General features: G+C 46.6%; 27 protein-coding genes. 12 read left to right on the top strand and 15 right to left on the bottom strand.

The genetic code is table 11. The annotated features are described in order from the left end of the window. Nucleotides 1–45: 45 nt before the first annotated feature. The 7 genes from GVY43_RS12210 (at nt 46) to GVY43_RS12180 (ending at nt 6271) form a co-directional block, all read left to right on the top strand. A complete protein-coding gene (locus GVY43_RS12210; protein WP_159563297.1) occupies nt 46–399 on the top strand; it encodes a CidA/LrgA family protein in 354 nt (117 codons plus the stop codon). Continuing rightward, entirely contained in the window at nt 396–1070 is a 675-nt protein-coding gene (locus tag GVY43_RS12205) for an LrgB family protein (RefSeq protein WP_159563296.1), read from the top strand. Before GVY43_RS12210 ends, GVY43_RS12205 begins: the two co-directional genes overlap by 4 nt. Before the next feature lie 97 nt (nt 1071–1167). After that, the gene (locus GVY43_RS12200; RefSeq protein WP_159563295.1) at nt 1168–1905 is read left to right on the top strand and encodes a glucose 1-dehydrogenase; all 738 of its coding nucleotides are present in this window, start codon (nt 1168–1170) and stop codon (nt 1903–1905) included. A gap of 113 nt (nt 1906–2018) precedes the next feature. Continuing rightward, on the top strand, nt 2019–3257 hold the full coding sequence (gene pepT, locus GVY43_RS12195; RefSeq protein WP_159563294.1) for a peptidase T: 1239 nt from the start codon (nt 2019–2021) through the stop codon (nt 3255–3257). Nucleotides 3258–3309: 52 nt separating this feature from the next. Further along, nucleotides 3310–3774 carry an SACOL1771 family peroxiredoxin gene (locus GVY43_RS12190; RefSeq protein WP_371730024.1) on the top strand — a complete coding sequence of 155 codons (465 nt, stop codon included), beginning with the start codon at nt 3310–3312 and terminating at the stop codon, nt 3772–3774. Further along, nucleotides 3761–4480 (top strand): DNA/RNA nuclease SfsA, encoded by a 720-nt coding sequence (locus GVY43_RS12185; RefSeq protein ID WP_159563292.1) that lies wholly within the window; start codon nt 3761–3763, stop codon nt 4478–4480. The genes GVY43_RS12190 and GVY43_RS12185 overlap by 14 nt, the downstream gene beginning before the upstream one ends. A gap of 165 nt (nt 4481–4645) precedes the next feature. After that, the gene (locus GVY43_RS12180) at nt 4646–6271 is read left to right on the top strand and encodes an ABC-F family ATP-binding cassette domain-containing protein (protein WP_015880408.1); all 1626 of its coding nucleotides are present in this window, start codon (nt 4646–4648) and stop codon (nt 6269–6271) included. 31 nt (nt 6272–6302) lie between these two features. On the opposite strand, the gene GVY43_RS12175 is transcribed toward GVY43_RS12180, so the two are convergent. Continuing rightward, nucleotides 6303–7052, bottom strand: coding sequence for a FixH family protein (locus tag GVY43_RS12175; RefSeq protein ID WP_159563291.1), 750 nt, complete (start codon nt 7050–7052; stop codon nt 6303–6305). Nucleotides 7053–7317: 265 nt separating this feature from the next. Between GVY43_RS12175 and GVY43_RS12170 the strand changes: the two genes are divergently transcribed. Together GVY43_RS12170 and GVY43_RS12165 are read left to right on the top strand one after the other, a co-directional pair. Further along, nucleotides 7318–8508, top strand: a complete 1191-nt coding sequence (locus GVY43_RS12170) for a LysM peptidoglycan-binding domain-containing protein (protein WP_159563290.1) — start codon at nt 7318–7320, stop codon at nt 8506–8508. Nucleotides 8509–8573: 65 nt separating this feature from the next. Beyond that, nucleotides 8574–8837: an LlsX family protein gene (locus GVY43_RS12165; protein WP_159563289.1), complete on the top strand. Its 264-nt coding sequence runs from the start codon at nt 8574–8576 to the stop codon at nt 8835–8837. Between the two features lie 26 nt (nt 8838–8863). Here the strand turns inward: GVY43_RS12165 and GVY43_RS12160 are convergent, their stop codons facing one another. The 5 genes from GVY43_RS12160 to GVY43_RS12140 form a co-directional block, all read right to left on the bottom strand. Continuing rightward, the gene (locus GVY43_RS12160) at nt 8864–9301 is read right to left on the bottom strand and encodes a hypothetical protein (RefSeq protein WP_159563288.1); all 438 of its coding nucleotides are present in this window, start codon (nt 9299–9301) and stop codon (nt 8864–8866) included. After that, nucleotides 9298–10623, bottom strand: coding sequence for a PepSY domain-containing protein (locus GVY43_RS12155; protein WP_159563287.1), 1326 nt, complete (start codon nt 10621–10623; stop codon nt 9298–9300). The genes GVY43_RS12160 and GVY43_RS12155 overlap by 4 nt, the downstream gene beginning before the upstream one ends. A gap of 216 nt (nt 10624–10839) precedes the next feature. Next, nucleotides 10840–12108, bottom strand: coding sequence for an isocitrate lyase (aceA, locus tag GVY43_RS12150; protein ID WP_159563286.1), 1269 nt, complete (start codon nt 12106–12108; stop codon nt 10840–10842). Between the two features lie 75 nt (nt 12109–12183). Next, the gene (locus GVY43_RS12145; RefSeq protein WP_031424308.1) at nt 12184–12480 is read right to left on the bottom strand and encodes a hypothetical protein; all 297 of its coding nucleotides are present in this window, start codon (nt 12478–12480) and stop codon (nt 12184–12186) included. Then, a complete protein-coding gene (locus GVY43_RS12140) occupies nt 12477–14660 on the bottom strand; it encodes a malate synthase G (RefSeq protein ID WP_201302253.1) in 2184 nt (727 codons plus the stop codon). Before GVY43_RS12140 ends, GVY43_RS12145 begins: the two co-directional genes overlap by 4 nt. A gap of 181 nt (nt 14661–14841) precedes the next feature. Between GVY43_RS12140 and GVY43_RS12135 the strand changes: the two genes are divergently transcribed. Both GVY43_RS12135 and GVY43_RS12130 read left to right on the top strand, forming a co-directional pair. Then, complete coding sequence (locus tag GVY43_RS12135; RefSeq protein WP_015880378.1) at nt 14842–15288, top strand: MarR family winged helix-turn-helix transcriptional regulator; 447 nt, start codon at nt 14842–14844, stop codon at nt 15286–15288. Then, nucleotides 15285–15920, top strand: coding sequence for a nitroreductase family protein (locus tag GVY43_RS12130; protein WP_159563284.1), 636 nt, complete (start codon nt 15285–15287; stop codon nt 15918–15920). The genes GVY43_RS12135 and GVY43_RS12130 overlap by 4 nt, the downstream gene beginning before the upstream one ends. A gap of 38 nt (nt 15921–15958) precedes the next feature. Here the strand turns inward: GVY43_RS12130 and GVY43_RS12125 are convergent, their stop codons facing one another. The 9 genes from GVY43_RS12125 to GVY43_RS12085 form a co-directional block, all read right to left on the bottom strand. Next, complete coding sequence (locus GVY43_RS12125; RefSeq protein ID WP_078146065.1) at nt 15959–16621, bottom strand: NAD(P)H-dependent oxidoreductase; 663 nt, start codon at nt 16619–16621, stop codon at nt 15959–15961. 16 nt (nt 16622–16637) lie between these two features. Then, on the bottom strand, nt 16638–17249 hold the full coding sequence (locus GVY43_RS12120; protein ID WP_078146064.1) for an SAM-dependent methyltransferase: 612 nt from the start codon (nt 17247–17249) through the stop codon (nt 16638–16640). Further along, a complete protein-coding gene (locus tag GVY43_RS12115) occupies nt 17246–18253 on the bottom strand; it encodes an ABC transporter permease (RefSeq protein WP_159563283.1) in 1008 nt (335 codons plus the stop codon). The genes GVY43_RS12120 and GVY43_RS12115 overlap by 4 nt, the downstream gene beginning before the upstream one ends. Beyond that, nucleotides 18250–18924, bottom strand: a complete 675-nt coding sequence (locus GVY43_RS12110) for an ABC transporter ATP-binding protein (RefSeq protein WP_078146062.1) — start codon at nt 18922–18924, stop codon at nt 18250–18252. Before GVY43_RS12110 ends, GVY43_RS12115 begins: the two co-directional genes overlap by 4 nt. Nucleotides 18925–18965: 41 nt before the next feature. Further along, nucleotides 18966–19694, bottom strand: coding sequence for a GntR family transcriptional regulator (locus GVY43_RS12105; RefSeq protein ID WP_074035076.1), 729 nt, complete (start codon nt 19692–19694; stop codon nt 18966–18968). Nucleotides 19695–19773: 79 nt separating this feature from the next. After that, the gene (locus GVY43_RS12100) at nt 19774–21174 is read right to left on the bottom strand and encodes a glycoside hydrolase family 1 protein (RefSeq protein ID WP_159563673.1); all 1401 of its coding nucleotides are present in this window, start codon (nt 21172–21174) and stop codon (nt 19774–19776) included. Between the two features lie 61 nt (nt 21175–21235). Beyond that, nucleotides 21236–22543: a PTS cellobiose transporter subunit IIC gene (celB, locus tag GVY43_RS12095; RefSeq protein WP_041918122.1), complete on the bottom strand. Its 1308-nt coding sequence runs from the start codon at nt 22541–22543 to the stop codon at nt 21236–21238. 23 nt (nt 22544–22566) lie between these two features. Beyond that, the gene (locus GVY43_RS12090; protein WP_041917964.1) at nt 22567–22911 is read right to left on the bottom strand and encodes a PTS lactose/cellobiose transporter subunit IIA; all 345 of its coding nucleotides are present in this window, start codon (nt 22909–22911) and stop codon (nt 22567–22569) included. A 5-nt stretch (nt 22912–22916) separates the two neighbouring features. Then, entirely contained in the window at nt 22917–23213 is a 297-nt protein-coding gene (locus GVY43_RS12085; RefSeq protein ID WP_015880368.1) for a PTS sugar transporter subunit IIB, read from the bottom strand. 134 nt (nt 23214–23347) lie between these two features. Here GVY43_RS12085 and GVY43_RS12080 point away from each other — a divergent pair, with 134 nt between their 5' ends. Further along, nucleotides 23348–25135: a type I phosphomannose isomerase catalytic subunit gene (locus GVY43_RS12080; protein ID WP_159563282.1), complete on the top strand. Its 1788-nt coding sequence runs from the start codon at nt 23348–23350 to the stop codon at nt 25133–25135. Nucleotides 25136–25163 lie beyond the last annotated feature (28 nt).

The following is a 25163-nucleotide window of genomic DNA, read 5'->3' as shown; positions in this document are numbered from 1 at the left end:
GAGAAGATTCATACGTTTTGAATGACGTGAAAGGAAGTCATGTATATGAAATTATTAAAATGGATTATCGGGCTCTCACTCTTGTTTGGGTTGAGCACGCTCGGAAACTGGATTGTTGAGACGTTCTCGTGGAAAGTACCAGGCAGCGTCATCGGCATGGTGCTCTTGCTCGTCCTCTTGTTGACAAAAGTCATTCGCGTGGAATGGATTGAGGACAGTGCTGGATATTTAACGAAGCACCTCGCCTTCTTCTTCATCCCGATTGCCGTCGGCCTTATGGCATACGGTACGTTGTTAAAAGCTGCCGGTATTCCGCTCCTAATCACGTTACTCGCCAGCATGGCGGTCGGGATGATTTTGACGGCGCTCGTTTCCGGGAAAGAAGGTGAGGCATCATGACATACATTTGGATCGGGTTGACGATTCTCGTGTATTCGCTCAGTCGTCAACTTTCGAAAAAGTGGGCATCTCCGTTCACCAATGTCGTCTTCTTAAGTACAGCGATTCTGATTCTCATGTTACTCGTGACAGGACAGTCCTATGATACGTATAAACCAGCCACCGACATCATCACCATCTTACTTGGTCCGGCGACGGTCGCCCTCGGGTTACCACTCTATCGCAACTTACCCGTACTACTCGCCCGGGCAAAACGGGCCCTGAGTGCCATCGTACTCGGGTCACTCTCTACGATTTTTGTGGCTGTACTTTTCGGCAAACTGTTTTCGTTTACCGAAAACGTATTGATTGCGCTATCGGTCAAGTCGGCCACGTCCCCGATCGCCCTTGAGTTGGCTCGACAGCTAGAAGGAGATGCGACACTTGCCGCCTCGATTGCTGTTGCCTGCGGTATTTTAGGGGCGATGCTTGGACCGGTACTCTTGACATGGATCCGTATGGACGACCCGTTCACGCGTGGACTCACACTCGGGACGATCAGTCATGGAATCGGGACCGCTCAAGCGGCAACGGAACATCCGTTGTCTGGTGCAACTGGTGGTGCTGCGATGGGGTTGACGGCCATCTTCACATCGTTTATCTTGCCACTTCTTTTTCCCATCTTATTTTAAGTTTCTCCTCTCCTTGTTCATTCACAATAGGTAATAAAACATATTATAATGAAAAGAGACGCTTGCCTTCTTTTGTGTGATCCGAGGAGGAAAAACAATGGGACGTGTACAAGATCAAGTCGCTTTGGTAACAGGTGGCGCGCGAGGAATGGGGGCATCCCATGTCAAGGCATTGGTCGATGAAGGCGCACTGGTCGTATTCACCGACATTTTGAGCAGCGAGGGCGAGGCATTGGAAAAAGAGTTGCATGGAAAAGCGATTTTTATGAAGCATGACGTGACCAAACTAGAAGACTGGGAAGCGATTGTCAAAGCAACTGAAGAAACATTCGGACCAATCACTATTCTGGTGAACAATGCGGGAATTGCTGTAACCCCAACAATCGATGAACTCTCTGAAGCGGAATATCGGAAAGTAATCGACATTAACCAAGTTGGCGTCTTTCTTGGAATGAAAACGGTCATTCCTTCGATGCGAAAAGCCGGTCATGGTTCCATTATCAACATCTCTTCAATATCGGGAATTTTAGGGATGGGCGGAGCCGCCTACGTCGCTTCCAAATTTGCGGTTCGTGGTATGACAAAAGCAGTTGCTCTTGAAGTGGCGGCTGACGGCATCCGCGTCAACTCCATTCACCCAGGATTGATCGAGACACCAATGATCATGCAACCTGGCGTTGAAGAGGTAGTACAGCAAATGGCTGAAACGGTTCCTCTGAAACGAATCGGAAAACCTCAAGACGTATCCCACCTCGTTTTGTTTCTCGGTTCAAACGAATCGAGTTACTTCACCGGCGCCGAATTCGTCATCGATGGCGGGGTAATCATTCAGTAAATCAGAAGGCGACCATTCATTTGGTCGCCTTTTTTCAAACTATTTTGATACTTTATACGACTGCCCTCATGCTAAACTGAATATGTTGAGTAAAGACTTAGGGAGGTTTTTAGATGCAAGACAAATTAATTGAACGCTTAATGACTTACGCGAAGATCGATACACAGTCTGACTTCACGAGTACGACAACACCATCGACGGCCAAACAATGGGATTTGATTCGTCATTTGGAGAAAGAATTAAAAGAACTCGGACTGACAGACGTCGAGACGGATGAATACGGCTATCTATTCGCCACACTTCCAAGTAACGTCGATTATGACGTCCCGACAATCGGATTCCTCGCTCATGTGGATACAGCGACCGACTTCACAGGAACGAACGTGTCCCCTCAACTCGTCGAGCATTATGAAGGTGGCGACATCGTCTTGAACGAGTCATTGAATGTCGTCTTATCACCAAAAGACTTCCCAGAACTTGATGGGTATGTCGGGCATACGCTCATGACAACGGATGGTACGACACTCCTTGGTGCGGATGATAAGGCAGGGATTGCTGAAATCGTTACAGCCGTTGAATACTTATTGGCCCATCCTGAGATTCCACACGGGACGGTTCGCATCGCCTTCACACCAGATGAAGAAATCGGCCGTGGACCACATAAATTCGATGTCGCCCGATTCAATGCAGACTTCGCTTATACGATGGACGGCGGACCACTCGGAGAGTTGCAGTATGAGAGCTTCAACGCAGCCGGTGCGACCATCACCTTCCACGGAACGAACGTACACCCAGGTAGCGCGAAAAATAAGATGGTGAACTCGATGAAGCTCGCGATGGCGTTCCAAAATCGGTTACCTGCTGATGAGGCACCAGAACGGACGAGCAATTATGAAGGATTCTTCCATTTGAACGGCTTCACTGGGGACGTCGAGAAGACGACGCTTCAATACATCATCCGCGATCACGACAAACAGAAGTTTGAAGCGCGTAAAGCGTTGATGGAGAAGCTTGTCCTCGAATGGAAACAAAAATACGGGGAAGCACGGATTGAACTCCAAATGGAAGACCAGTATTACAACATGGCCGAGAAAATCGAACCAGTCAAACACATCGTCGATACCGTCGCTGATGTCATGCGCGGCCTTGGCATCGAACCGAAAATCGAACCGATTCGTGGTGGCACAGACGGATCGCAACTTTCTTACATGGGTCTTCCAACACCGAACATCTTCACAGGTGGAGAGAACTATCACGGGAAGTTCGAATATATCTCTGTGAACAATATGGAAAAAGCGACAACGGTCATCATCGAAACACTTCGCACATTCGCGAAGCGCGCACAAGCATAACACATGCGCCTCCAATCGTTCTCTTTTACACTAGAGACATTGGAGGCGATTTTTGATGAAACATACATTTAGCATGAACCTCGGTTGGGATGGCGGACGAAATGACGTCGGCACCCTCGAGGCCGAGCGATTAAAGACACAGATTTCAATCCCACCCGAAATGGACGGTCCGGGAGTCGGAACGAATCCGGATGAGATGCTCCTCGGGGCAGCGGCAACGTGTTATATCATCACCCTCGCAGCCGTACTTGGACGGAGTGACCTGACTCATCGTGGTATCACGATTAATGCAGAGGGCATCGTCGATGTGACGAACGGCATCTTCACTTACGAGACGATTCGCTATGCGACAACGATTCATGTACCTACAGAGATGACCGACCGAGACATCACGCTTGTCGAGCGCATCGCGAAAAAAGCGAAAGATCAATGTATGATTTCACGCGCACTCGCAGGAAATGTAGCATTTGAGTTGAATACCGTCATTTCACGTAAAAGTGGCAATGATTTTATTTGAAGAACCTTTGAAAAAAGCGATAATTGTAAACAGACGTAATCGCTTTGTCATGGACGTACTCGTTGATGATTTGCTCGCGCCTTGCCATTGTCCTGTAACAGGAAGGATTGGAGATATTATATTTGAAAACATCCCCTGCCTCGTCTCAGAAACCTATGACTCGAATCGTAAAACTCACTTTACAGTCGAAGCCATTTCAGTCGATGGTGAACAATGGATTGGAATCAATCAAGGTCGTGTCAACGACTATGTTGAAGCTTTCTTACTCGAGAACCAGCTTGATGCTTTCTCAACCCCGAGGGGAATCAAACGTGAAATAGTAATTGGCGGTGCACGAATCGATTTTCAGATTGATGGAATCTTCATGGAAGTGAAGGCTCCGCTCAGCGAACTACTCACTATTCCTCTCCCACACTTTAAACGTAGACGATTGAAACGACCCATCGAGACAGAACGGTTGATTCGTCATCTCCACGCTCTGATTTCCACTCTACCCCAAACCGGAAGAGCAGTCCTCTTATATGTTTTTTTATATGACGCACCAATTTATACCGGTAATTCCAACCGAAAACAAGACCATCTAATTCGTCAATTGATTAACGATGCGATACCTTCCGGATTAGAAATATGGCAACTGAACTGCACTATTTCCCCTGAAGGAATTCGTTTACTTCGTTGCTTTGACACAACGTCTCACTTCAAGTAACCAAATGTATTAAGTGAGACGTTATGTTTTTACTAAACATATGATATGTTGGGAATTACCGAATAGAGTCATTTTTCACTTCCACTTTTTACGCGACTGCGCGTTTTTCAAAAACGTGATACAATACACGTCGTAAACTAATCAGAAAAACGAGGGATACCATACATGATTACAGTAAATAACGTCAGCCTACAATTTGGCGGTCGCAAGTTGTTTGAAGAGGTGAACATCAAGTTCACGCCAGGCAACTGTTACGGATTGATCGGTGCGAACGGTGCCGGAAAATCGACATTCTTAAAGATTTTATCAGGTGAACAAGATACGACGACGGGTGATGTCAGCATCACACCAGGCGAACGTCTCGCCGTCCTCAAACAGGACCACTACGCGTATGAGGACAGTGCAGTTCTCGAGACCGTCATCATGGGTCACGAGCGTCTCTACAAAGTAATGAAAGAAAAAGACGCCATCTACATGAAAGAAGACTTCTCAGATGAAGACGGGATGCGCGCAGCTGAACTCGAAGGGGAATTCGCTGAGTTGAACGGTTGGGAAGCAGAGTCGGAAGCCTCGATGGTCCTCCAAGGTCTCGGTATCTCTGAAGCGCTCCACCAGAAACAAATGAGCGAACTCACAGGTGGGGAGAAAGTCAAAGTCCTTCTTGCCCAAGCGCTCTTCGGTAAGCCAGATATCCTCCTCTTAGACGAGCCGACTAACGGACTTGACTTAAAAGCGATTCAATGGTTAGAAGAATTCTTGATCAACTTTGAAAACACAGTCATCGTCGTTTCCCACGACCGTCACTTCTTGAACAAAGTCTGTACGCACATGGCCGACCTCGACTTTGGAAAAATCCAATTGTATGTCGGGAACTACGACTTCTGGTATGAGTCTAGCCAACTCGCTACACGTATGGCGGCAGACCAGAACAAGAAGAAAGAAGAGAAAATCAAAGAGCTTCAAAACTTTATCGCACGTTTCAGCTCGAACGCATCGAAAGCACGTCAAGCGACGTCGCGTAAGAAGTTGCTCGATAAAATCACACTTGATGACATCCGTCCGTCGTCACGTCGTTATCCATTCGTCGGATTCACGATGGAGCGCGAGATCGGAAACGATGTTCTCTATGTCGATAACGTATCGAAGACAATCGATGGTGTAAAAGTACTCGACAACGTCACGTTCTCACTCAACAAGACGGACAAAGTCGCATTCGTCGGTCGTTCGGACGTTGCCATCACGACACTCTTCAAAATTCTCATGGGTGAGATGGAGCCAGACACAGGATCAGTCAAATGGGGCGTAACGACGACTCAGTCATACTTCCCGAAAGACAACTCAGAATACTTCGAGGGCTCAGAAAAGAGCATCCTTGACTGGTTGCGCCAGTTCTCGCCTGCCGATGAGTCAGACACGTTCCTTCGTGGATTCCTCGGCCGCATGCTCTTCTCAGGTGAAGAAGTCATGAAGAAGGCGTCTGTACTCTCAGGGGGAGAAAAAGTACGCTGCATGCTCTCGAAGATGATGCTTTCAAATTCGAACGTGCTCGTCCTCGACGATCCGACGAACCACTTGGACCTCGAATCGATCACAGCACTTAACAACGGTCTCGAGTCGTTCAAAGGCGTACTCCTCTTCAGCTCACATGACCATCAGCTCATCTCGACGATTGCGACACGCATCATTGAAGTGACACCGAATGGCATCGTGGATAAAGAAGCAACATACGATGAGTACTTGGAGAACGAGGCGCTTCAACAACAAGTTGAATCCCTTTACCAAAATGCATAATAAAAAATCGGCTCAAACGCGAGCCGATTTTTTATTTAACGTTTATCGTTTCCATCACGTGCTCATGAATGTCATGACCTTTCGTGACATGGACTTGAACGTTGTATGCGCCTGATTCAGCAAAAGTGTGTGCACCTTTATACATCCCAGCATCTGCTTCCTCCAACTTCACCCATTCATGCTTCTCTGCCCCATCTTGGAAGATTTCGAGCTGTACGTCCGCTCCAGCGAACATCTCGTCTTCAATCATGACGTGTACCATGAATGGTTGTTCTTCCCCTGCTGTCGCCTCTTTCGGGTCAAGCGTGATATCCGCTCCAGCGTGGTGATGATGCTCACTCTCTTCTTCTGCTTCAGCAGCCGTTTCTGGATGTCCAACCGTCACGTTTGTCGTCGGCATGGTGTGCATCGAACGCGCTGTCACGTGAACCTGAACCGTATAGACCGCTTCTTCCGCGAACGTCGTCTCCGCTTCATAGATACCGTCTTTCGTGAGTGACGCCTTGATCATCTCACTTTCTTCCTTCGCACCATTCTTCCATACCTCGAACTTGATTTCATCCGCATCGTCTACAGGTTGACCATCTTGCGTGACTGTTACTGATAAAGGTACCGCCTCTCCCTTTTCAGCCGTTGCCTCTACCGTCAACTCTGCCTCGACCGGTTCCATTGACTGTGGAACAGCCGCGCTCTCCGCTTCTTTCTCCGTACCACACGCACCGAGTACGAATAACCCGATGAGTCCAAACACGACCCCAAACCGTGTCATCATCTTTTTCATCATAAGTCCTCCTTATAAATCGCTTACATCTTTCACACATTGTTCATGATACCATCTCTTTCCAAAAAGAGTGTGAGCATTCTGTGATATATCCCACGATACATTCTCACAAATTTCACACATATAGTTGAATCAAAATTTATTGAGTACATTTCCGAATTTTAGTCCATCATTTCTAAAAAGGGGTATATAAAATATATCAAGGTCAATCATTTGGAAAGTCTTAACATCAAGAGAGTTACATCATGAATGGAGGCGAATTCAGATGAAACGTAAGGTCATTCGTGGGGCGATGGCACTGTTCATCTTATTGGCGATGGTGATCACACAATCGATTTCCGTCAGTGCCGCCGCTTCAAAATTTGTCACGAGCGTGAACACGACGAGCAAGGTCGTCGCATTGACGTTCGATGACGGGGCAGACGGGGCGAACACGAACAAGATTTTAGACATTTTAGCAAAAAACAATGTCAAAGCCACTTTCTTTTTAACGGGGTCGGGCGCAAATAACCATCCACAGTACATTAAAAATATCGCCGCAAAAGGACATCAACTCGGAAATCACTCGTATACACACCCTGACTTCACCAAACTGGCTGCCACGCAGATGAAATCCGAACTCGACCGCACGGAAGCTTTGATTAAATCGTTGACCGGAAAAACGACAAAACCGATTTTCAGAGCCCCGTTTGGTGCAGTGAATAGTACCGTATTGAGCGGTGTCGGGGCTGCAGGATACGGATACACGATTCAATGGAACATTGATACGATTGACTGGAAAGGGTTGACCGCGAGCCAAATCAACACGAAAGTTCAGACTAACATCAAACCGGGTTCAATCGTCTTGATGCATACCGGAGCCGGGGCCCCGGGTACACCGCTCGCACTCCCAACGATGATTTCACAACTCAAAGCAAAAGGGTACAAATTTGTCACGGTCTCACAATTACTTGCATATCAAAACACATCGACGAACAAAACGTATACCGTGAAGTCAGGTGATACGTTGTACAGTATCGCACGGACATACGGAGTCACCGTCTCGGCGCTTGCTGCCGCCAACAACATTACGAACTACAGCTTGATTTATGTAGGACAAGTGCTCATCATTCCAGGAACGACCGTTACACCACCTACGACGACCGTGAAATACACTGTGAAATCGGGCGACACACTCTACAAGATTGCGACGATGTACAATACGACCGTCGCAAAAATCGCAGCCGCCAATAACATCACAAACGTCAACTCCATCTATGTCGGACAAGTGCTCATCATTCCAGGAACGACCGTTACACCACCTACGACGACTGTGAAATATACGGTGAAATCGGGCGACACACTCTACAAGATTGCGACGATGTACAATACGACCGTCGCAAAAATCGCAGCCGCCAATAACATCACAAACGTCAACTCCATCTATGTCGGACAAGTGTTGACCATTCCGAAATGATTGCCTCGTGAATCTTTTCCTCAGCTTGTGACGTATCGTATACAAACAGGAAAAGAGGAAACGCTATGACTCGAACCGTAATCCGTGTCAGTACTACCGCATTCATCGGACTTTTGGTTTCAATTGCCACATTCTCGATTTTGATTTGGCTCGGTTATGAACAAGCACTCACATCCGGTGAGCCGATTCAATTCTTAACGCGGGACATTTATCAATTCGAGAACGGAATCGGGGTCGCCAACCAGAATCAGATGGCCATTCTCGGTGCCGGATTCATGGGCCTTGCCGTTCTCATTGGAGAGATCGGGATACGTCTTAAACGAAAGTAACCGCTGCATACGCAACGGTTACTTTTTTAATGCTGATGTTCACCACCATGGTCGTGTGAGTGAACGATTGGTTGCTGCAATTGGTCGATTTGGTCTTGCGGTACATCACCGACAATCATCCATGCGGACGGCGTATAGACCTTCTGCCCTTCATGGACCATGCCGTTCACTTGGTAGATTCCCTGATCGAGTTTCACGCTCGTCACGAGATAGCCATCCTTTTCTGTCACTTCATACGTCCGGGTCTCTTCCGAATCGTAAGGCGTGACTTGAATATGGCTTTCCGTCACACGTTCATCATTCGATACTTTCATCGCAAGCGTCGTCGAGCCAACTTCTATACGTTCAGGTACGATCAGTTGAATCCCAATCGGATCAATGGTGCGTTCTACTGGTTGAAGTTGACACGCGCTTAACCAAATTGTCGCTAGGATGACAGGAATGACTGCTTTAAATCGTTTCATGCTGCCACCTCCGCTTTCAACTTCCGGCGACCAATCAACCAATCAAATAGGAGAACGACAAGAATACTGATTCCTGCGAGCGGTAATGTCACACCTAGAAGTAAAATCAAGATACCGACGATTCGTTTAATGCGTTCGTCCTCAAACCGCTTCATCTGTTCAATGGATCCGACTTTTCGTTTGCGCCACATCATGAACGAGCTGATGACCACGAAAATGAGACCTAGACAAAGCGCGACACCGACCAATTGATTGAGTAAACCGAACAGGCGACCTTCATGGAACGCGATTCCAACCGTAATCAGTTTTCCGAGAATCCCGTAATCTGCGTATGTCACAGAGCTGAGTGTTTCACCACTATATTGATCTAAGTTCACCGTCGATTCTTTAAATGGATGACCTGCTGCCGATGTGACAGTATAGACGCCTGTTTCGCCTTCTGGAAGCGAGATTGTGTACGGTCGATCAATCGTGGACTTGTTCACCACCTGATTTAAATCAATCGGCAACATCGTACTTGGAGAAGACGTTGGAACGAGATCTGCTTGGGTCGCCCAAGGTACGTCTTCTGCCACCTCTTTTGTCGTCACGGTCGATTCTGGCTTGGCGCCAAACGCATAGGCATACATCGGTGCTCCCGTGTTTGTCGACGAGGAAACCCACTGCAACATCGCACCCGAAACGGATGACCAAGCCAACCCTGAACTGATAATGAGCACGAGGCCTAGCGATGACCACAAAGCGACGCTACCGTGCATCTGCTTCCACCACTGTCGTCCTTTCCCAAGCTTCGGCATAAGCATCCGAAGCGGATTCTTACCACGCGGCCAAAACAAGAATGTCCCCGTAATAAGAAGAATGATTGCCCAGGACGCCGCGAGTTCGACGACCCAGTTCCCGATTTGACCACCTAATAGTGTGCCATGAATCACAACTAATAAATCCATGCTACCTTCAGCAGACCGCGTTCCTAAAACTTCTGTAGTTTCCGGATGAATATATGTATACATCATCTCGTCTTTGTTCATCCAACCGATTCGAGTCGATTCGCCTTCATCCGGCAAACGAATCGATGTGATCATCGCATCCGGATATTCCGTCATGAATGATTCCTTTTGGACTTCAATCGGCTGTTCTTCCGTGAAAGTTGCCGTCATCATGTCTTTGTATTGCATCTTCGTTATTTGCGGTTCAAATAAATAAATGCTTCCTGTCACAGCCAGGATAATAAAAATTGGTGCAAATATGAGACCTGCATAAAAGTGCCAACGCCATACCGCTTGATACCAAGCGTTGCGTTTATTCAATCGTTCCCCTTGCATGATGCTTCCCCCTTTATCATTGTGTCCAACTTGTGAACAGATTGAGTATACAAGGAATGGAAACGGTTTATTCTTACTATTTGTGACAACTATTCGTCGAATTGGAGAAGTGAAAATGAACTTTGGTTCATCTTTTTTTCACATATTCATCAATCTATCTCACATACTTTCACATAAAGAAAGAGACACCAACAAGTTGGCGTCTCCAAAATATGATCAATTTGTGAACTGCTCTGCTTCTGTCGACCCAGCCAGTGCAGTCGTTGATGATTGCCCACCTGAGATGACGAGCGAGACTTCATCGAAGTAACCCGTTCCGACTTCACGCTGATGACGTGTCGCCGTGTAACCATGTACTTCAGCCGCAAATTCTGCTTGTTGTAATTCTGAGTACGCTGCCATGCCACGGTCTTTGTAACCGCGTGCGAGCTCGAACATGCCGAAGTTGAGCGCGTGGAATCCAGCGAGTGTGACGAACTGGAACTTGTATCCCATTGCGCCGATTTCTTGTTGGAACGTAGCAATCTCTTCGTCTGACAACTTCTTCTTCCAGTTGAACGATGGCGAGCAGTTGTAAGCGAGAAGTTTGCCTGGAAACTTCGCATGAATCGCTTCGGCAAATTGACGCGCCTCTGCCAGATCTGGTTCAGAAGTCTCGCACCAGACGAGGTCTGCATATGGTGCATAAGCGAGACCGCGAGCGATGGCTTGCTCGATACCAGCTTCCGTACGATAGAAGCCTTCCGGCGTACGCTCTCCAATGATGAACGGATGATCGATTGGGTCGATGTCGCTCGTGATCAAGTTCGCAGCGTGCGCATCTGTCCGCGCTACGATGATTGTCGGGACGCCCATGACGTCTGCCGCGAGTCGAGCCGAAATCAAGTTTTTCACAGCTGTCTGGGTCGGGAGTAACACCTTCCCACCGAGGTGACCACATTTCTTCTCAGACGAGAGCTGGTCTTCGAGGTGAACGCCGGCAGCCCCTGCTTCGATCATCGCCTTCGTCAATTCGAATACGTTGAGCACCCCGCCGAATCCAGCCTCCATATCGGCGACAATCGGTGCGAACCAATGTGTGTCGCCTTTTCCTTCCGCCGTTTGAATTTGATCGGCACGTTGAAGTGCCTGATTGATTCGTTTAACGACACTTGGAACCGAGTTGGCCGGATATAGACTCTGGTCCGGATACATGTGACCCGACAGGTTCGCATCTGCCGCTACTTGCCAGCCGCTCAAGTAAATCGCTTCAAGTCCTGCCTTCACTTGCTGAATGGCTTGGTTTCCTGTCAACGCGCCAAGTGCATGCACGTAGTCACGCTCGTGCATCAATTGCCATAAGCGTTCCGCTCCTTTTGTCGCGAGTGTCTGTTCAATCACGATGGATCCTCGTAATTTCATGACGTCTTCTACAGAGTATGGACGTTCTACCCCTTCAAATCGTTCTGACTTCCAGCTGTTCACCAATTCTTCGCGTTGTTTCATCGATAACCCCTCCTGTATTATATTAACTTCAATAAATTTGATTTGTTATATAACAGATGATGCAAAACAAATGGTTTAGTCAAGGTAAGCACAACACTCCAATGCTGCCTTGAACGTCGAATGCTCCATCCCGCAGCAACGGCAAACATTTTCTTCGTCCCGATCTTCCGGCTTGCGGAAAACGACAACTTCATCGATCGGCTCTTTCATGATTTGGAGCGACCCATCTGTCCGGTCCAAGACGAGACGCATCAAGTCGTTGCCGTATACGAATGCTGTGTTCGCCAAAGATGCTGTCGATTCTCCAGATACGATGCGGCGGACGACCCAACGTTCAATCAACTGTTCGCTTTCCATTTTTTTCGTTGTCATGATGAGGTTCCTCCTTTAAGGTTTAACTCCACAGTTTGACGTTTCATAAATTCACGGCGACGACGATGCAAGATTGGTTCCGTGTACCCGTTCGGTTGTTTCAACCCATGAAATACAAGTTCGTGGGCAGCCTGATAGGCGATCGATTGATCGACGTCCGGTGTCATCGGCCGGTAATTCGAGTCTGACTCGTTTTGCTCATCGACGACTCGTGCCATCCGATAAAGGGTGACCTCGACTTGTTCTGCTGAACAAATGCCGTGATGCAACCAGTTGGCCACGTGTTGGCTCGAAATCCGGAGTGTCGCCCGGTCTTCCATCAGTCCGACATGGTGAATATCCGGCACTTTCGAACAACCGACACCTTGTTCGACCCAACGAACGACGTACCCGAGCAATCCTTGCAAATTGTTCTCAAGCTCTTCTTTGATCTCTTCTTGCGAATAGATGCGCGTCGCGAGTGGAATCTCAAGGAGCTGTTGTCGTTCATGTTTTAAAACAGGCTGTTTCAACAATTCTCGCTGTACATCAAAAGCATCGAGTTGATGATAGTGCATCGCATGGAGCGTCGCCGCGGTCGGTGAAGGCACCCATGCCGTCGTTGCCCCGGACCGTACATGTGCCATTTTTTCACGCATCATGTCCTGCATCCGATCGGGCATCGCCCACATCCCTTTTCCGATTTGTGCTTGATGATGGAACCCACTCTCGAGACCGATCGATACATTCAACCGTTCATATGCAGCGAGCCAAGGTGACGTCTTCATTTCTCCCTTCCGACGCATCGGTCCGAGCGTCATCGAAGAATGAATCTCGTCTCCCGTCCGGTCAAGGAAGCCCGTGTTGATGAAGACGACCCGTTCTTTTACTTGCGCGATACAATTTTTCAAGTTGAGCGACGTTCGTCTTTCTTCATCCATCACGCCGACTTTTAACGTATAGCGAGGAAGGTCCAGCAGATTTTCCACGGCATCAAACAAAACATTGGTGAATGCCACTTCTTCAGAGCCGTGCATTTTCGGCTTGACGATGTAAATCGATCCTTCCCGAGAGTTGAGACGACGATGAAGATGGCGACTTGCAATCAATGAAGTAAAGATGGCATCAACGATCCCCTCTGGTACCTCGCGACCTTCTGCATCAAGAATCAAGTCCGTCGTCATCAAGTGTCCAACGTTCCGAATGAACAAGAGCGCGCGTCCTGGGAGGACGACTTCCGCCCCACCTTTTCCAATCAAACGCTTGTCTTCGTTTAAACGCCGAGAGAGTCGCTTCCCGTCTTTTTGGAACGAGGCTTCAAGCGTCCCATCCATTAGACCGAGCCAATTACGATACAGATGAACTTTGTCTTCTGCGCAAACGGCTGCGACCGAGTCTTCGCAATCCACAATAGCGGAGAGGGCTGATTCAAGCTCGATGTCCATCAGTCCAGCAGGATCGACTTTGCCGACTGGATGTTCGCGGTCGAATTGAAGTTCGACGTGCAAGGCATGGTGCTGGAGCATCAATGTCTTCAACTCGTTCGGTTCGCCGGTATAACCGACGAAGGAATCATAAGCGAATAAATGCTCCTCGTCTCCAATCACCGCGTAGGCGACGTCGTCACGAACGACATATCGTGATACGTCTCTGTGTGACCCTGATGGTAGCGGGAACGTGTCATCCAGAAACTGTTTCGCTAACCGAATGACCTCATTACCGCGAACGGGATTATATGCTCTCCCCTTTTCCATACCGTCTGTCTCGTCAATCATGTCCGTCCCATAAAGAGCGTCGTAGAGACTTCCCCATCTGGCGTTGGCGGCATTGAGTGCATATCTGGCATTGTCTAACGGTACGACGAGTTGCGGTCCCGCTTGATGAGCGATTTCGCGATCGACATTCAACACGTCGATATTAAAATCTTCGACGACCGGTTCGATATAGCCGATCGACGTTAAAAATGTCTCGTATTCGATTGGATCGACTTCGTCTTGCCTACTGTACCATTCCTGTAACAATCGCTCGAATGTCTTGCGTTGCTCTAGAAGTGTCTGATTCACTGGAATGAAACGCTCTAGAAGCGATTCGACCCCTTCCCAAAAATCATTGATTTCATGAGGTTCAAGAACGTTTTTATTCACAAATTCGAGCAGTTTCTCATGAATATGATACTTATCTAGTCGTTCATAGTGTTCCAAGCGTTCACATCCTCCTTTAATCATTGTTATATATCAGTTGGTTATAATATAGACTATTATATAACAGTTTGACAACCTATTTTTTAAAACTTTTTATTTGAAATATCGTCAGGATGGGTTTACTATACATTGTGTGACCCATCAATGATTGAGTCATCAATGATTTGAGGAGGCGATGTGCATGCGAGATTCTTGCTCGCTTCGTGATCAAATTCTCTATCACATCATCACTGTACAAAAAGAATTAGGGCAATTATTCGACTCTGAAATGGACGGGCTCAGCTTGAGTCGCTACGACATTTTAAGCAACTTGTATCACGTCGGTCCATTGCGGCAACGTGAATTGCAACAGCGCGTCGATGTCGACCATGCCGCCATCACCCGACACCTGAAACAATTAGAGACACAAGGACTCATCACGCGGAGACGCTGTGAACAAGATAACCGTGTCATCTATGTTGAGTTGACAGACGAGGGTCGTGAACAAATTGCACATTGGACTGAGCAAAAAGAGTGCTTAACGGACCGACTTTTTGTCAACATGAAGGTAGAGGATCAACAACAGTTACTAGCATCACTCACGATGTTACAAGATACTATTGACCATGAAAGGAAGACTACAATATGAACACTGCTACACAAAAAGACTTTATGGAGATTGTCAAAGGACGCCGCTCGATTCGTGTATACGATGAGAACGTCAATATCTCAAAAGAAGAAATGACACAAATTCTTGAAGAAGCGACAACAGCTCCTTCATCCCTTAACTTACAGCCATGGCGCTTCGTCGTCATCGATAGCGCAGAAGGAAAAGAAACACTCCTTCCACTCGCAAGCTTCAACAAACGCCAAGTGGAAACATCTTCAGCTGTGATCGCCCTCTTCGCCGACTATCAAATGGCAGATTACACAGAAGAGATTTTCGATACAGCAGTAGAGCGCGGTATGATGCCGGCTGAAGTCCGCGACCGTCAAGTCGACATGATCAAAGGCATCTTCAAAGATGCACCGAAAGAAATGATCAAAGATAGCATCATGCTCGATTCAGGTCTTGTAGCGATGCAACTCATGCTCGTCGCACGTGCACACGGATATGACACAAACCCAATCGGCGGATACGACAAAGCGAACATCGCTGAAGCGTTCGGTCTCGACAAAGAACGTTACCTTCCAGTCATGCTTCTCTCAATCGGGAAAGCAGCAGAAGAAGGGTACCCATCAGTACGCTTCCCAGTCGACCGCATCACAGACTGGAAATAATTCAAAAGGTTCAATCGCTGAGGCGATTGAACCTTTTTTCATCCGATATATTTGACGACCTCGTTGAAATCACGACGTGTTTTCGGTGCGAAATCACGCGCCCGATATCCGAATGCGACCATGACTGAAAGTGACCATTCGCCTCGTTCCATCACACCTTCTGAGATGAGCAACTCATCGATTTCCTCTTGATTGAACCCTTCAATTGGGCATGAATCGATCTCGATTTGTGCGGCAGCCGTCATCATGTTTCCGAGCGGAATATATGTCTGACGCTTGATCCATTCCTGGAAGACACGCTCATCGTCTAAAAGACGGTAGTCGTCCTCCTGGAACTCCTGTACCCGTTTCACGCGTTGTGCGTATTCTTCTTCCGTCCGGCCCTGTACCCCCGTCACGATATGACGAATATAGTCCGAATCGTAACGCATGGCTTTCGGTGTTCTTGCGAGGATCAATACAAAGTGACTGGCAGTCAGTGCCTGACCTTGCGCTCCCCATGCATGATCTTTAATCTTTTGGAGTAAATCTTCCCGACGCACCACGACGAATTGCCATGGCTCGAATCCGAACGAACTCGGCGAAAGACGTCCCGTCTCTAAGATGAACTCCATGTCCTCTTCTTTGATTTTACGATCCGCATCGAACGCTTTCGTCGCTTGACGCCAACGATATGCCTCTAAAATGTCTTTCTTTTTCATCGTACTCACTCCTCCATCACCAAGATGATTCCATCATATCAAACCGGTAAATCAAAAATCGCTCATGAAGATTCTTCAGCGGGAGTCGAACGGTCTGTACATATTGAAAAGGCGTCTCGTCGTTCAAATAATGGAGGTATTCATCCGCCGGATAATATAGAATCACGTCGACCGGACGAGGGACCGTTTCAACAGATTCGATAATGTTGGCAATCACTTGGCGGAAGACGTTCACCGAGAACGGATTAAAGAAGTAGAATCGATTCGCATCCGGTGGAATCATGAATCCCTCCGCGAATCCCTGTTCCAATTGAACACTTCCCCGATTACGATGTTTCTTCGTATAGCTCATCCAATTTTGAAGTGCCTCCTCATGAAATCCACCGTCCATCTCGACACCAATCGCCCTCACACGAAACGTATACGCTAAATAGAACGGCAGACGTCCTTTTCCCGAACCGAAATCCACGATGGTATCTGTGGACTCTAACGGATACGCATCCCGAAGCAAATCGAGTGCTTCGTAAGGAGTCGGTTCATAACGGTGATATTCGGCTGAGGACGGGAATCCTTGCTGAGGTTTGGCCGTCTCGATTTGTAACAGTTGCTCATACTGCTGTTCGTTCATGATGAACCTCTTTCTTGAATGGATTGAAAGAATGGATGTCGCTCCATTTCTCTCGTGAACGACGTCTGTTCTTGATAGGCGACATACAACAGATAAATCGGAACCACTATTTTGAACCAACTTGGGAGAAGAATCACGCTCGTGATCCCGAGCGGAATGAGTCGAAACCATAAATTCCGATGACTCGGCGTTCTAAAGTACATAAGGAGTGCCATCGTCCGTCTGACGGTGCCGAAGCGATTCGGTCTCGGTCGATACAGGGGACGTTTCCGCTCACTCGTCTTCTCGATGGCTCCTGACGTCGTCAACAGGACACGATCGAATGAGGCACGCTCACGTTCTCCGATTTCAATTTCTCGACCGACACTCGGATGTTTCGACATCCATCCTTCCCCTACGTATAACGCAAATGTGACCATGATGCTTCCGATCAACACACTAAGCAATATCGACTCAATCAATAACGCATACACGCCTACAAAAGCAAGGAGTACGATTAAAAATCGCTTCATGAGATGGGCGTGTCGGAGACGTAGATGATACTGGACCCATACGTGACACCAAGCGAGTAGAAAAAGTGCAGCCCCAAACGCGAGAATCTCGCCCACGTCCCTTCCTTTTACGTATAGAATCGGTGCAAGCAACAGCAGATAGCATCCATATTGAATCACGTGTTGCGTAAGTTGATACCAAACCGAATACCTTTTTAAATCCCGAATCATGCTCCGGTTTGACACAAGGATGAGATCGGCACGCTCAATCCAGACAAACATACGGTCTTGCCACATGAACCATCCAATCAGAAGTGCCCAGAGAAAATAAGGGATGTCACCTAACCAGGGGAAGTTCCCTTCCCAGACTTGCCAGTAGGAATAGCCTGCCCATATTAGAAGAGGAAGGACACCGTATAAAAAAATCGTCCAGTCAACAATCAATCGGACCGTCTTCCATTGCTGTTTTATGTACCGGGAGACACGCATCCAAAACAATCGTTTCGCAATCATCGCATCGCCACATCTTCCATCATGTCAAACAAGGTCATCCCCTCTGTATCGAGCGCTTCACGAATCTCCACTTTCGTCCCACTCGCGAGCAGTTGTCCATCATCAATCCATACGAATCGGTCGCATAATCGCTCGGCCGTATCAAGAACGTGTGTGACTAATAAGACACTTGCCCCCCTCGTACGCTCCGCTTCTAACAGTCGAAGTAACTGAATCGTCGTCGTCGCATCCAATCCGATAAATGGTTCATCGACAATCAATACCCGCGCTTCTTGAATGAGTGCCAATAGAATCATCGCCTTCTGTTTCATCCCTTTTGAAAAAGAGGAGAGATACCGATCGGTCACATGCTCTAACCGGAATAGCTGTAGCAACTCCTCCGTTTTTTCTGTTGAATCGATTCCCGTTAATTCTTGGACGAGTGCAATATGTTCAGATAGCGTCAAATAATCATAGTAGACCGGTTGTTCCGGGATAAACGCATAGCGTTCCATCTCGACCGTTCCCTTCATCCAAGGAATCGTTCCGGTAAGACAGGCGATGGTGGTCGTTTTTCCCGCACCATTCGACCCAATCACCCCTAAAATCTCACCTGCCCGTACATCAAACGAAATGTCTTGGATGACGGGCTCGTTTATCTCGTATCCTGCTTGTTCAATTTTCACATCCACGATGGGTCCTCCTTACGAAAAAGTCGCCATCGCGGCGACTTTTACTTCACAATATTGACCGATGAAAACACAAATTTATCGTATCGATGACGGGCAAACGAATACTCGAACGGTTTCCCGTTACTTAAATAGACCACTTGCTCGACTTCGATAATCGGTTCAGTGATATCATTCTTCAAGTAAGCTTGGTCGTACTCATCCGGTTTATCTGCTCGAATCACTTTATGCGAGCTTGTAATCGTATAACCCAGATCTTCTTGAATATACGCATACACGGATTTTTCCAAAATTTCACGTGTGATTCCTGTAATGAGGTTAGCAACCATGTACGTCAATTCGATGACATACGGCTCATCGTCTACGTAACGCACACGACGTATTTCATAGACCGGTTCTGTCAGCTCAATCATGAGATGATTGGCGACTTCTTGACACGGAAACTTCACCTCAAAATTGAGGACTTCACTTCGTAACGAGCGATCTCCGATTACTTGAGTCAGCCCTCTCGTTTCTTTGCTAATCACGTTGATGCGATCTTTTTGGAAGCTCGACTGTAAAATGAATGTTCCTTTACCACGTTTACGATAAATCAGCCCTTCCATGACGAGAATCTCAAGCGCACGTTTCATCGTCATTCGGCTCACCCCAAACTCTTGGGCCAAATGGATTTCATCAGGTAATGCATGTTCTAGCGGATAAACGTGTTCAATAATTCTTTTACGAATTTCATCAGCAATGGTTTCATATTTCGGTTTTTTCTTAGTAGACATATAGCACCTCATGTATAGACATATATGTACAATATATCAAAAAAAGCTGACAAAGAGTAGTCTTTGTCAGCTTACTTCATTATTCTGTAAAACCATTAGCGTCAATCAACTGTTTAAACCAGTGCCCTGATTTTTTTACAGTACGCTGTTGCGTATCTAAGTCAATACCTACAAATCCATAGCGATTTTTATAAGCATTGCTCCATGACCAATTGTCCATGAACGTCCAAAGATGATAGCCTTTTACGTTCGAACCCTCTTCAATCGCTTGATGCATCCATTTCAGATGTTCGCGAATGAAATCAATTCGATAATCGTCTTGGACACTTCCGTTCTCGTCACGATAACGCTCTTCACCCTCGACACCCATTCCATTCTCTGAAATGAAGCATGGAATATTACCATAGTTTTCTTTTAGATTGATTAATATATCATAGATTCCTTTTTCGTAAATTTCCCATCCACGATATGGATTCATTTTACGTCCAGGCATCTCATAAAAATCAAATAAGTTTTCCGGTAAGAATGGTGCGTCCGGATTCGGCAGTGATGCTTTTGCTTTCACGCGACGCGGCTGGTAATAGTTGATGCCAAGCAGGTCGACTGTATGTTCTCGAATGAGTTCAAGATCGCCTATTTCCATCTGTGGCATCGCATCTTCCGACTTCAGCACTTCTACTAATTCTTGAGGGAACGTGCCTAAAACAGATGGATCGAGGAACGAGCGGTTGAATATCGCATCGGCAATGCGCGCTGCGCTCAAATCAGCTGGGTGCTGACTTCTCGGATATGAGGGTGTCAGATTTAAGATGATCCCGATTTGCCCTGATTGTCCCATGTCACGATACGCTTCGATTGCCATCGCACTCGATAAGATCGAGTGGTACGCTACTTGGACAGCTCGCTTGAAATCAACAACGTTTGGATAATGAAAGTCATATAAATATCCACCCTCTACCGGTACAATCGGTTCATTATGCGTGAACCACTTCTCGACGCGGTCACCAAACAACTCAAAGCATGTCTTCGCAAAGGTGACATATGCCTCCACGACTTCCCGTGACTCCCAACCACCTTGTTCTTGAAGCGCCATCGGCATATCGAAGTGATACAGATTGATGAACGGTTCGATACCATGATCGATTAAGCAATTGATGACATTGTTGTAAAATGTGATTGCCTCTTCATTTACTTCCCCGACACCTTGTGGAAAAAGACGTGACCATGAAATGGAGAAACGGAACGTGTTATGCCCGAGTTCTTTCATCAATGCGATATCTTCTTCATACAAATGATAGAAGTTTGAAGCCTCTGTTGCGCTTATGCCATTGAAAAAGCGATTCGGCTCTTGCATGTACCAGTAATCCCAGATGTTCAATCCTTTTCCACCTTCAAAAGCAGCACCTTCCATCTGTGTAGCAGAAGAAGCCGTTCCCCACCAAAAATCTGTCGGAAATTGATAGGTCTTTTGCTCTTTCATTCGTGTTTGTGTCGGGTTCGTCATCTTTTATCTCTCCCTTATTTCTATTTTCTCTATTTGTTTACACTGCTTCTTGTTTATCTGTTGATTCTTCTAACTCTTTTTTCAAGTTCATGCGGTCGATAAATTTCAAGAACGGGAACCAAATCGCCAAAATAATGAAGAAGTTCACGATTTGAAGAAGACCTCCGGCAAGCGAGTTCGTCGCCATGATACCACTCAAGAACATTGGGACAGTCCATGGAACAGCGACACCCGTTGGTGGTGGGACTAAGCCTGTCGACATCGCGAAGTATGTGACCGTTACCGTCACGAGCGGTGCGACAATCCAAGGAATCATGATGAGCGGGTTCATAACGATTGGAAGTCCGAAGATGACCGGCTCGTTTACGTTGAATAGTCCAGGTCCGAGAGATAGTTTCCCGATTTGTTTCAACTGTTTCGATTTCAAGAACAACAAGATGGCCACGACGACAGCAAGTGTAGATCCGGAACCACCAAGCCCTACCGTGTAAATTTCAATGAACTGTTTACTGATAATGTTCGGAACATCTCCAGTCGAGGTATAAGCCGTCAAGTTCTCCACAGATAATGTGTTCCAAATTGGGTCCATCACCGAGTTGACGATGACCTGACCGTGAAGTCCGAAGAACCAAAATAGCTGAACGAAGAAGATTGCAATCAACGTTGGAATGAGACCATTCCCTAATGTCACAAGCGGTTGCTGAACGACGTTGAAAATGACGTCATGAAGATTCGTATTGAATAAGTTCGTCACGATGATGTTGAATGTTAAAAATACAGTCAAGGTTAATAATGCAGGAACAAGTGCTGAGAATGATTTCGCAACAGCTGGCGGTACTCCATCCGGCATCTTAATCGTCCAGTTCTTTTGAACGACAAATCGATAAATCTCACCGGACAGGAATCCGGTAATCATCGCAAGGAACATCCCTTTCGCTCCAAGGCGATCCAACGGAAGGACATTCCCGACTGCCTCTGACATACCGTCAACTTCAATCAAGAAAGGCGTTAAGAGAAGGAAAGACACGAGCGAGATTGCTCCTCCGAAGACAGCCTCGACTTGATAACTTTTCGATAGATAATACCCGATACCGAAGACGACAAAGATAGACATAATCCCCATCGTTGCAGATGGTGCGTTTCCGAGTGATGTTTTAAATACACTGAGTGTACTCTCGGACATGAAACGGTCGAGGAACGGCAGGTTTGCAATGACGACGATGATTGACCCAAACATGGTAATCGGGAAAGCGAGCATGAATGCATCTCGCAATACTTGTAAATAGCGACTGTTGTTTAAATAGGTCGCCATCGGCATGAGCAGTTTACTGATCATGTTGAACATCTTATTGTCCTGTGACATATGATTCACCCTTCTTGATTAGGATTTACAATCTTTTGTTCGACCATTTCGACCAAACCCGCTGTCAAATCAAGCATTGTTTGCGTAGACATTAAATGGTCCTCTGCATGAAGAAGCAATAAAGAGACGTCTGTTTTTTCTCCATTCGCTTCTCTTTGGATTTGTGAAAAGTGTGTTTGATGTGCTTCTTTTAATTGTCCACGTGCCTCATCAATCTTTTCTTCGAACGTTTCATAAGAACTCGTTTTATACAGTTGAATCGCTTCCTGAATCGTACTTCTCGCATTGCCACTGTGCAAAATCATCATGAATGCCATTTGCTCCAAGGTTAACTCGTCTACCTGTTCCACGTTGTTCACCCCATTAATTTCATCGCTTGTTCGTATGCAGCTTTTCCATTCGCCGTGCCGTATGCCATCATATCGATCACTTCAATCGGTGTTGATGTTTGCGCTTTCAATTTATCCAACAAGAAACGCATTTGTGGACCAATCAAAATCACATCTGCCTCGTCCATCTCGGTTACGACCTGATCTTGACCGACTGCCCAAATCTTCGCCTCATCCCCGATTGATGTGGCATGATCTTTCATCTTCGTTACGAGTAAACTCGTCGACATCCCTGAACTACACGCTAATAAGATTTTCTTCATGTGTCCTCACTCCTTATTTGAAATCGGTTACATGTTTTATTATACACATGATTTATTTCATGTCTATACTTGATTTAAACTTTGTTTAGTTTTTAAATTCATAAGTGTATATCAAATTAACAGGAGGACAGGATATGAGCGCTATTCTTTTAAAACCACACTATCAACAGCGACTTTGGGGAGGGGAGCGTCTGAAGCAATTTGGTTTCGATTTCAATGACCCTTCGATCGGTGAAGCTTGGACGGCTTCTGCATTAGAAAAAGGTAGTTCAGCCGTTGCTTCCGGACCCTACGTTGGTCTTTCTTTGCGTGAACTCTATCAACAATATCCAGAGTTGTTTCAAATTAAAGCGGATGTGTTTCCGCTACTGATTAAATGGATTGATGCGAACGATGATTTGTCTATTCAAGTTCATCCTGATGATTCGTTAGCGGAACAACTCGAAAACGAATCATATGGAAAAAATGAGTGTTGGTATATTCTCGATGCTCCAGCAAATGCGACACTCATTTATGGTCACTCCTATGCCACCTCAGAAGACTTCAACAAAGCGCTTGAAACAGGCGATTTGGAAAACGGCTTGATACGAAAATCGATTCATGCCGGTGATTTTTTCTATGTCCCAGCTGGAACGGTCCATGCATTGACAAAAGGGGTATGCGTACTGGAAATTCAACAAAGTTCGGACACAACCTATCGTCTATATGATTACGAGCGACTGGATGTGACGACCGGTCGTCCACGTGAACTTCACGTAGAAAAGGGCATTCTCGCTTCTTTCGTCCCTCACCTTGGCTATAGTGAACCAATCCGTCAACTCGATCACTTTCGAACACGTTTGACGAAGAATCCATTCTTCTTCGTGGAAAAATGGCATGTTACAGCGAAAGAAAAAATTTCGACCGACACGTTCCGGTTACTATCTGTCGTGCAAGGAACATTAATCATTGATGAGATGGAAGTACCTACGGGCGGTACACTCCTTCTCCCGGCCAATGAGTCGTTCTTGATTGAGGGAGAAGCGATTTGTCTAGTGACTGGTGTTCCTTCCGATGAAAAACAAGCTGTCCGAATCGGGATTGATTTAGGAGGGACGAACACTCGGATTGCGGCTGTTTCACTCAAAGGTGAAGTACTGAAACAACTCACGTTTAACACGCAGCCTCAACTTCCTTTCGAAGAGACACTAAAATCTATTGAGACTGCGATTAATCAATTCAATGTTGAATTCGATATCCAGCATGTTGGAATTGTGGCTCCCGGTCCACTCGATTTGAAACAAGGGATGTTTTTAACGCCTCCAAACCTCCCGAATTGGCACAATCAAAAAATCGTTGAGCCTTTAACACAGCGCCTCGGCTTTTCTGTCACCCTTGAAAACGATGCGAATGCGGCAGCTCTCGCAGAAGCCAAATTTGGGGCAGGAAAAGGTTTCAATGCTGTTTTTTATGTAACAGTCAGCACTGGAATCGGTGGCGGTTATGTCTATAAACATCAAATCATTCGAGGGGCGAACGGCAGTGCCGGTGAAATCGGAAATATGATTATCCGTTCGAACGGACCAGTTCACCCTGTACTGAATCGAGGCTCTCTCGAATCACTCGCAAGTGGTACCGCGCTCATGAGTCGCGCAAGCGAAAAAGGATATACAAACGTCCCTTCGCTATTATCAGATGACGAGTACCGCCATCACTTCGTCGAGGAACTGGCTAGCGGACTAGCTAACATCATTCATACCGTCGATCCTGATATGATTGTATTAGGAGGCGGCGTCATGATGTCGGCCTCATTATTTTGGAACGAATTACAACAAGCAGTCTCGAATAAAATGTATCCACATGCTAGTGGAAAAACGCGTCTCTGCCTCACTCAATTGTCAGGAGATGCGGGTGTGATCGGCGCTGCCTTTGTCGAAGCATAATGAGGTTTGAAAAAAACGGACATTCACG

The organism is Exiguobacterium sp. 8H (genome assembly GCF_902506255.1).
Lineage (GTDB): Bacteria > Bacillota > Bacilli > Exiguobacteriales > Exiguobacteriaceae > Exiguobacterium > Exiguobacterium profundum.
Note: the sequence above shows the minus strand (reverse complement) of the source record. Positions and strands in the feature narration are given on the sequence as shown.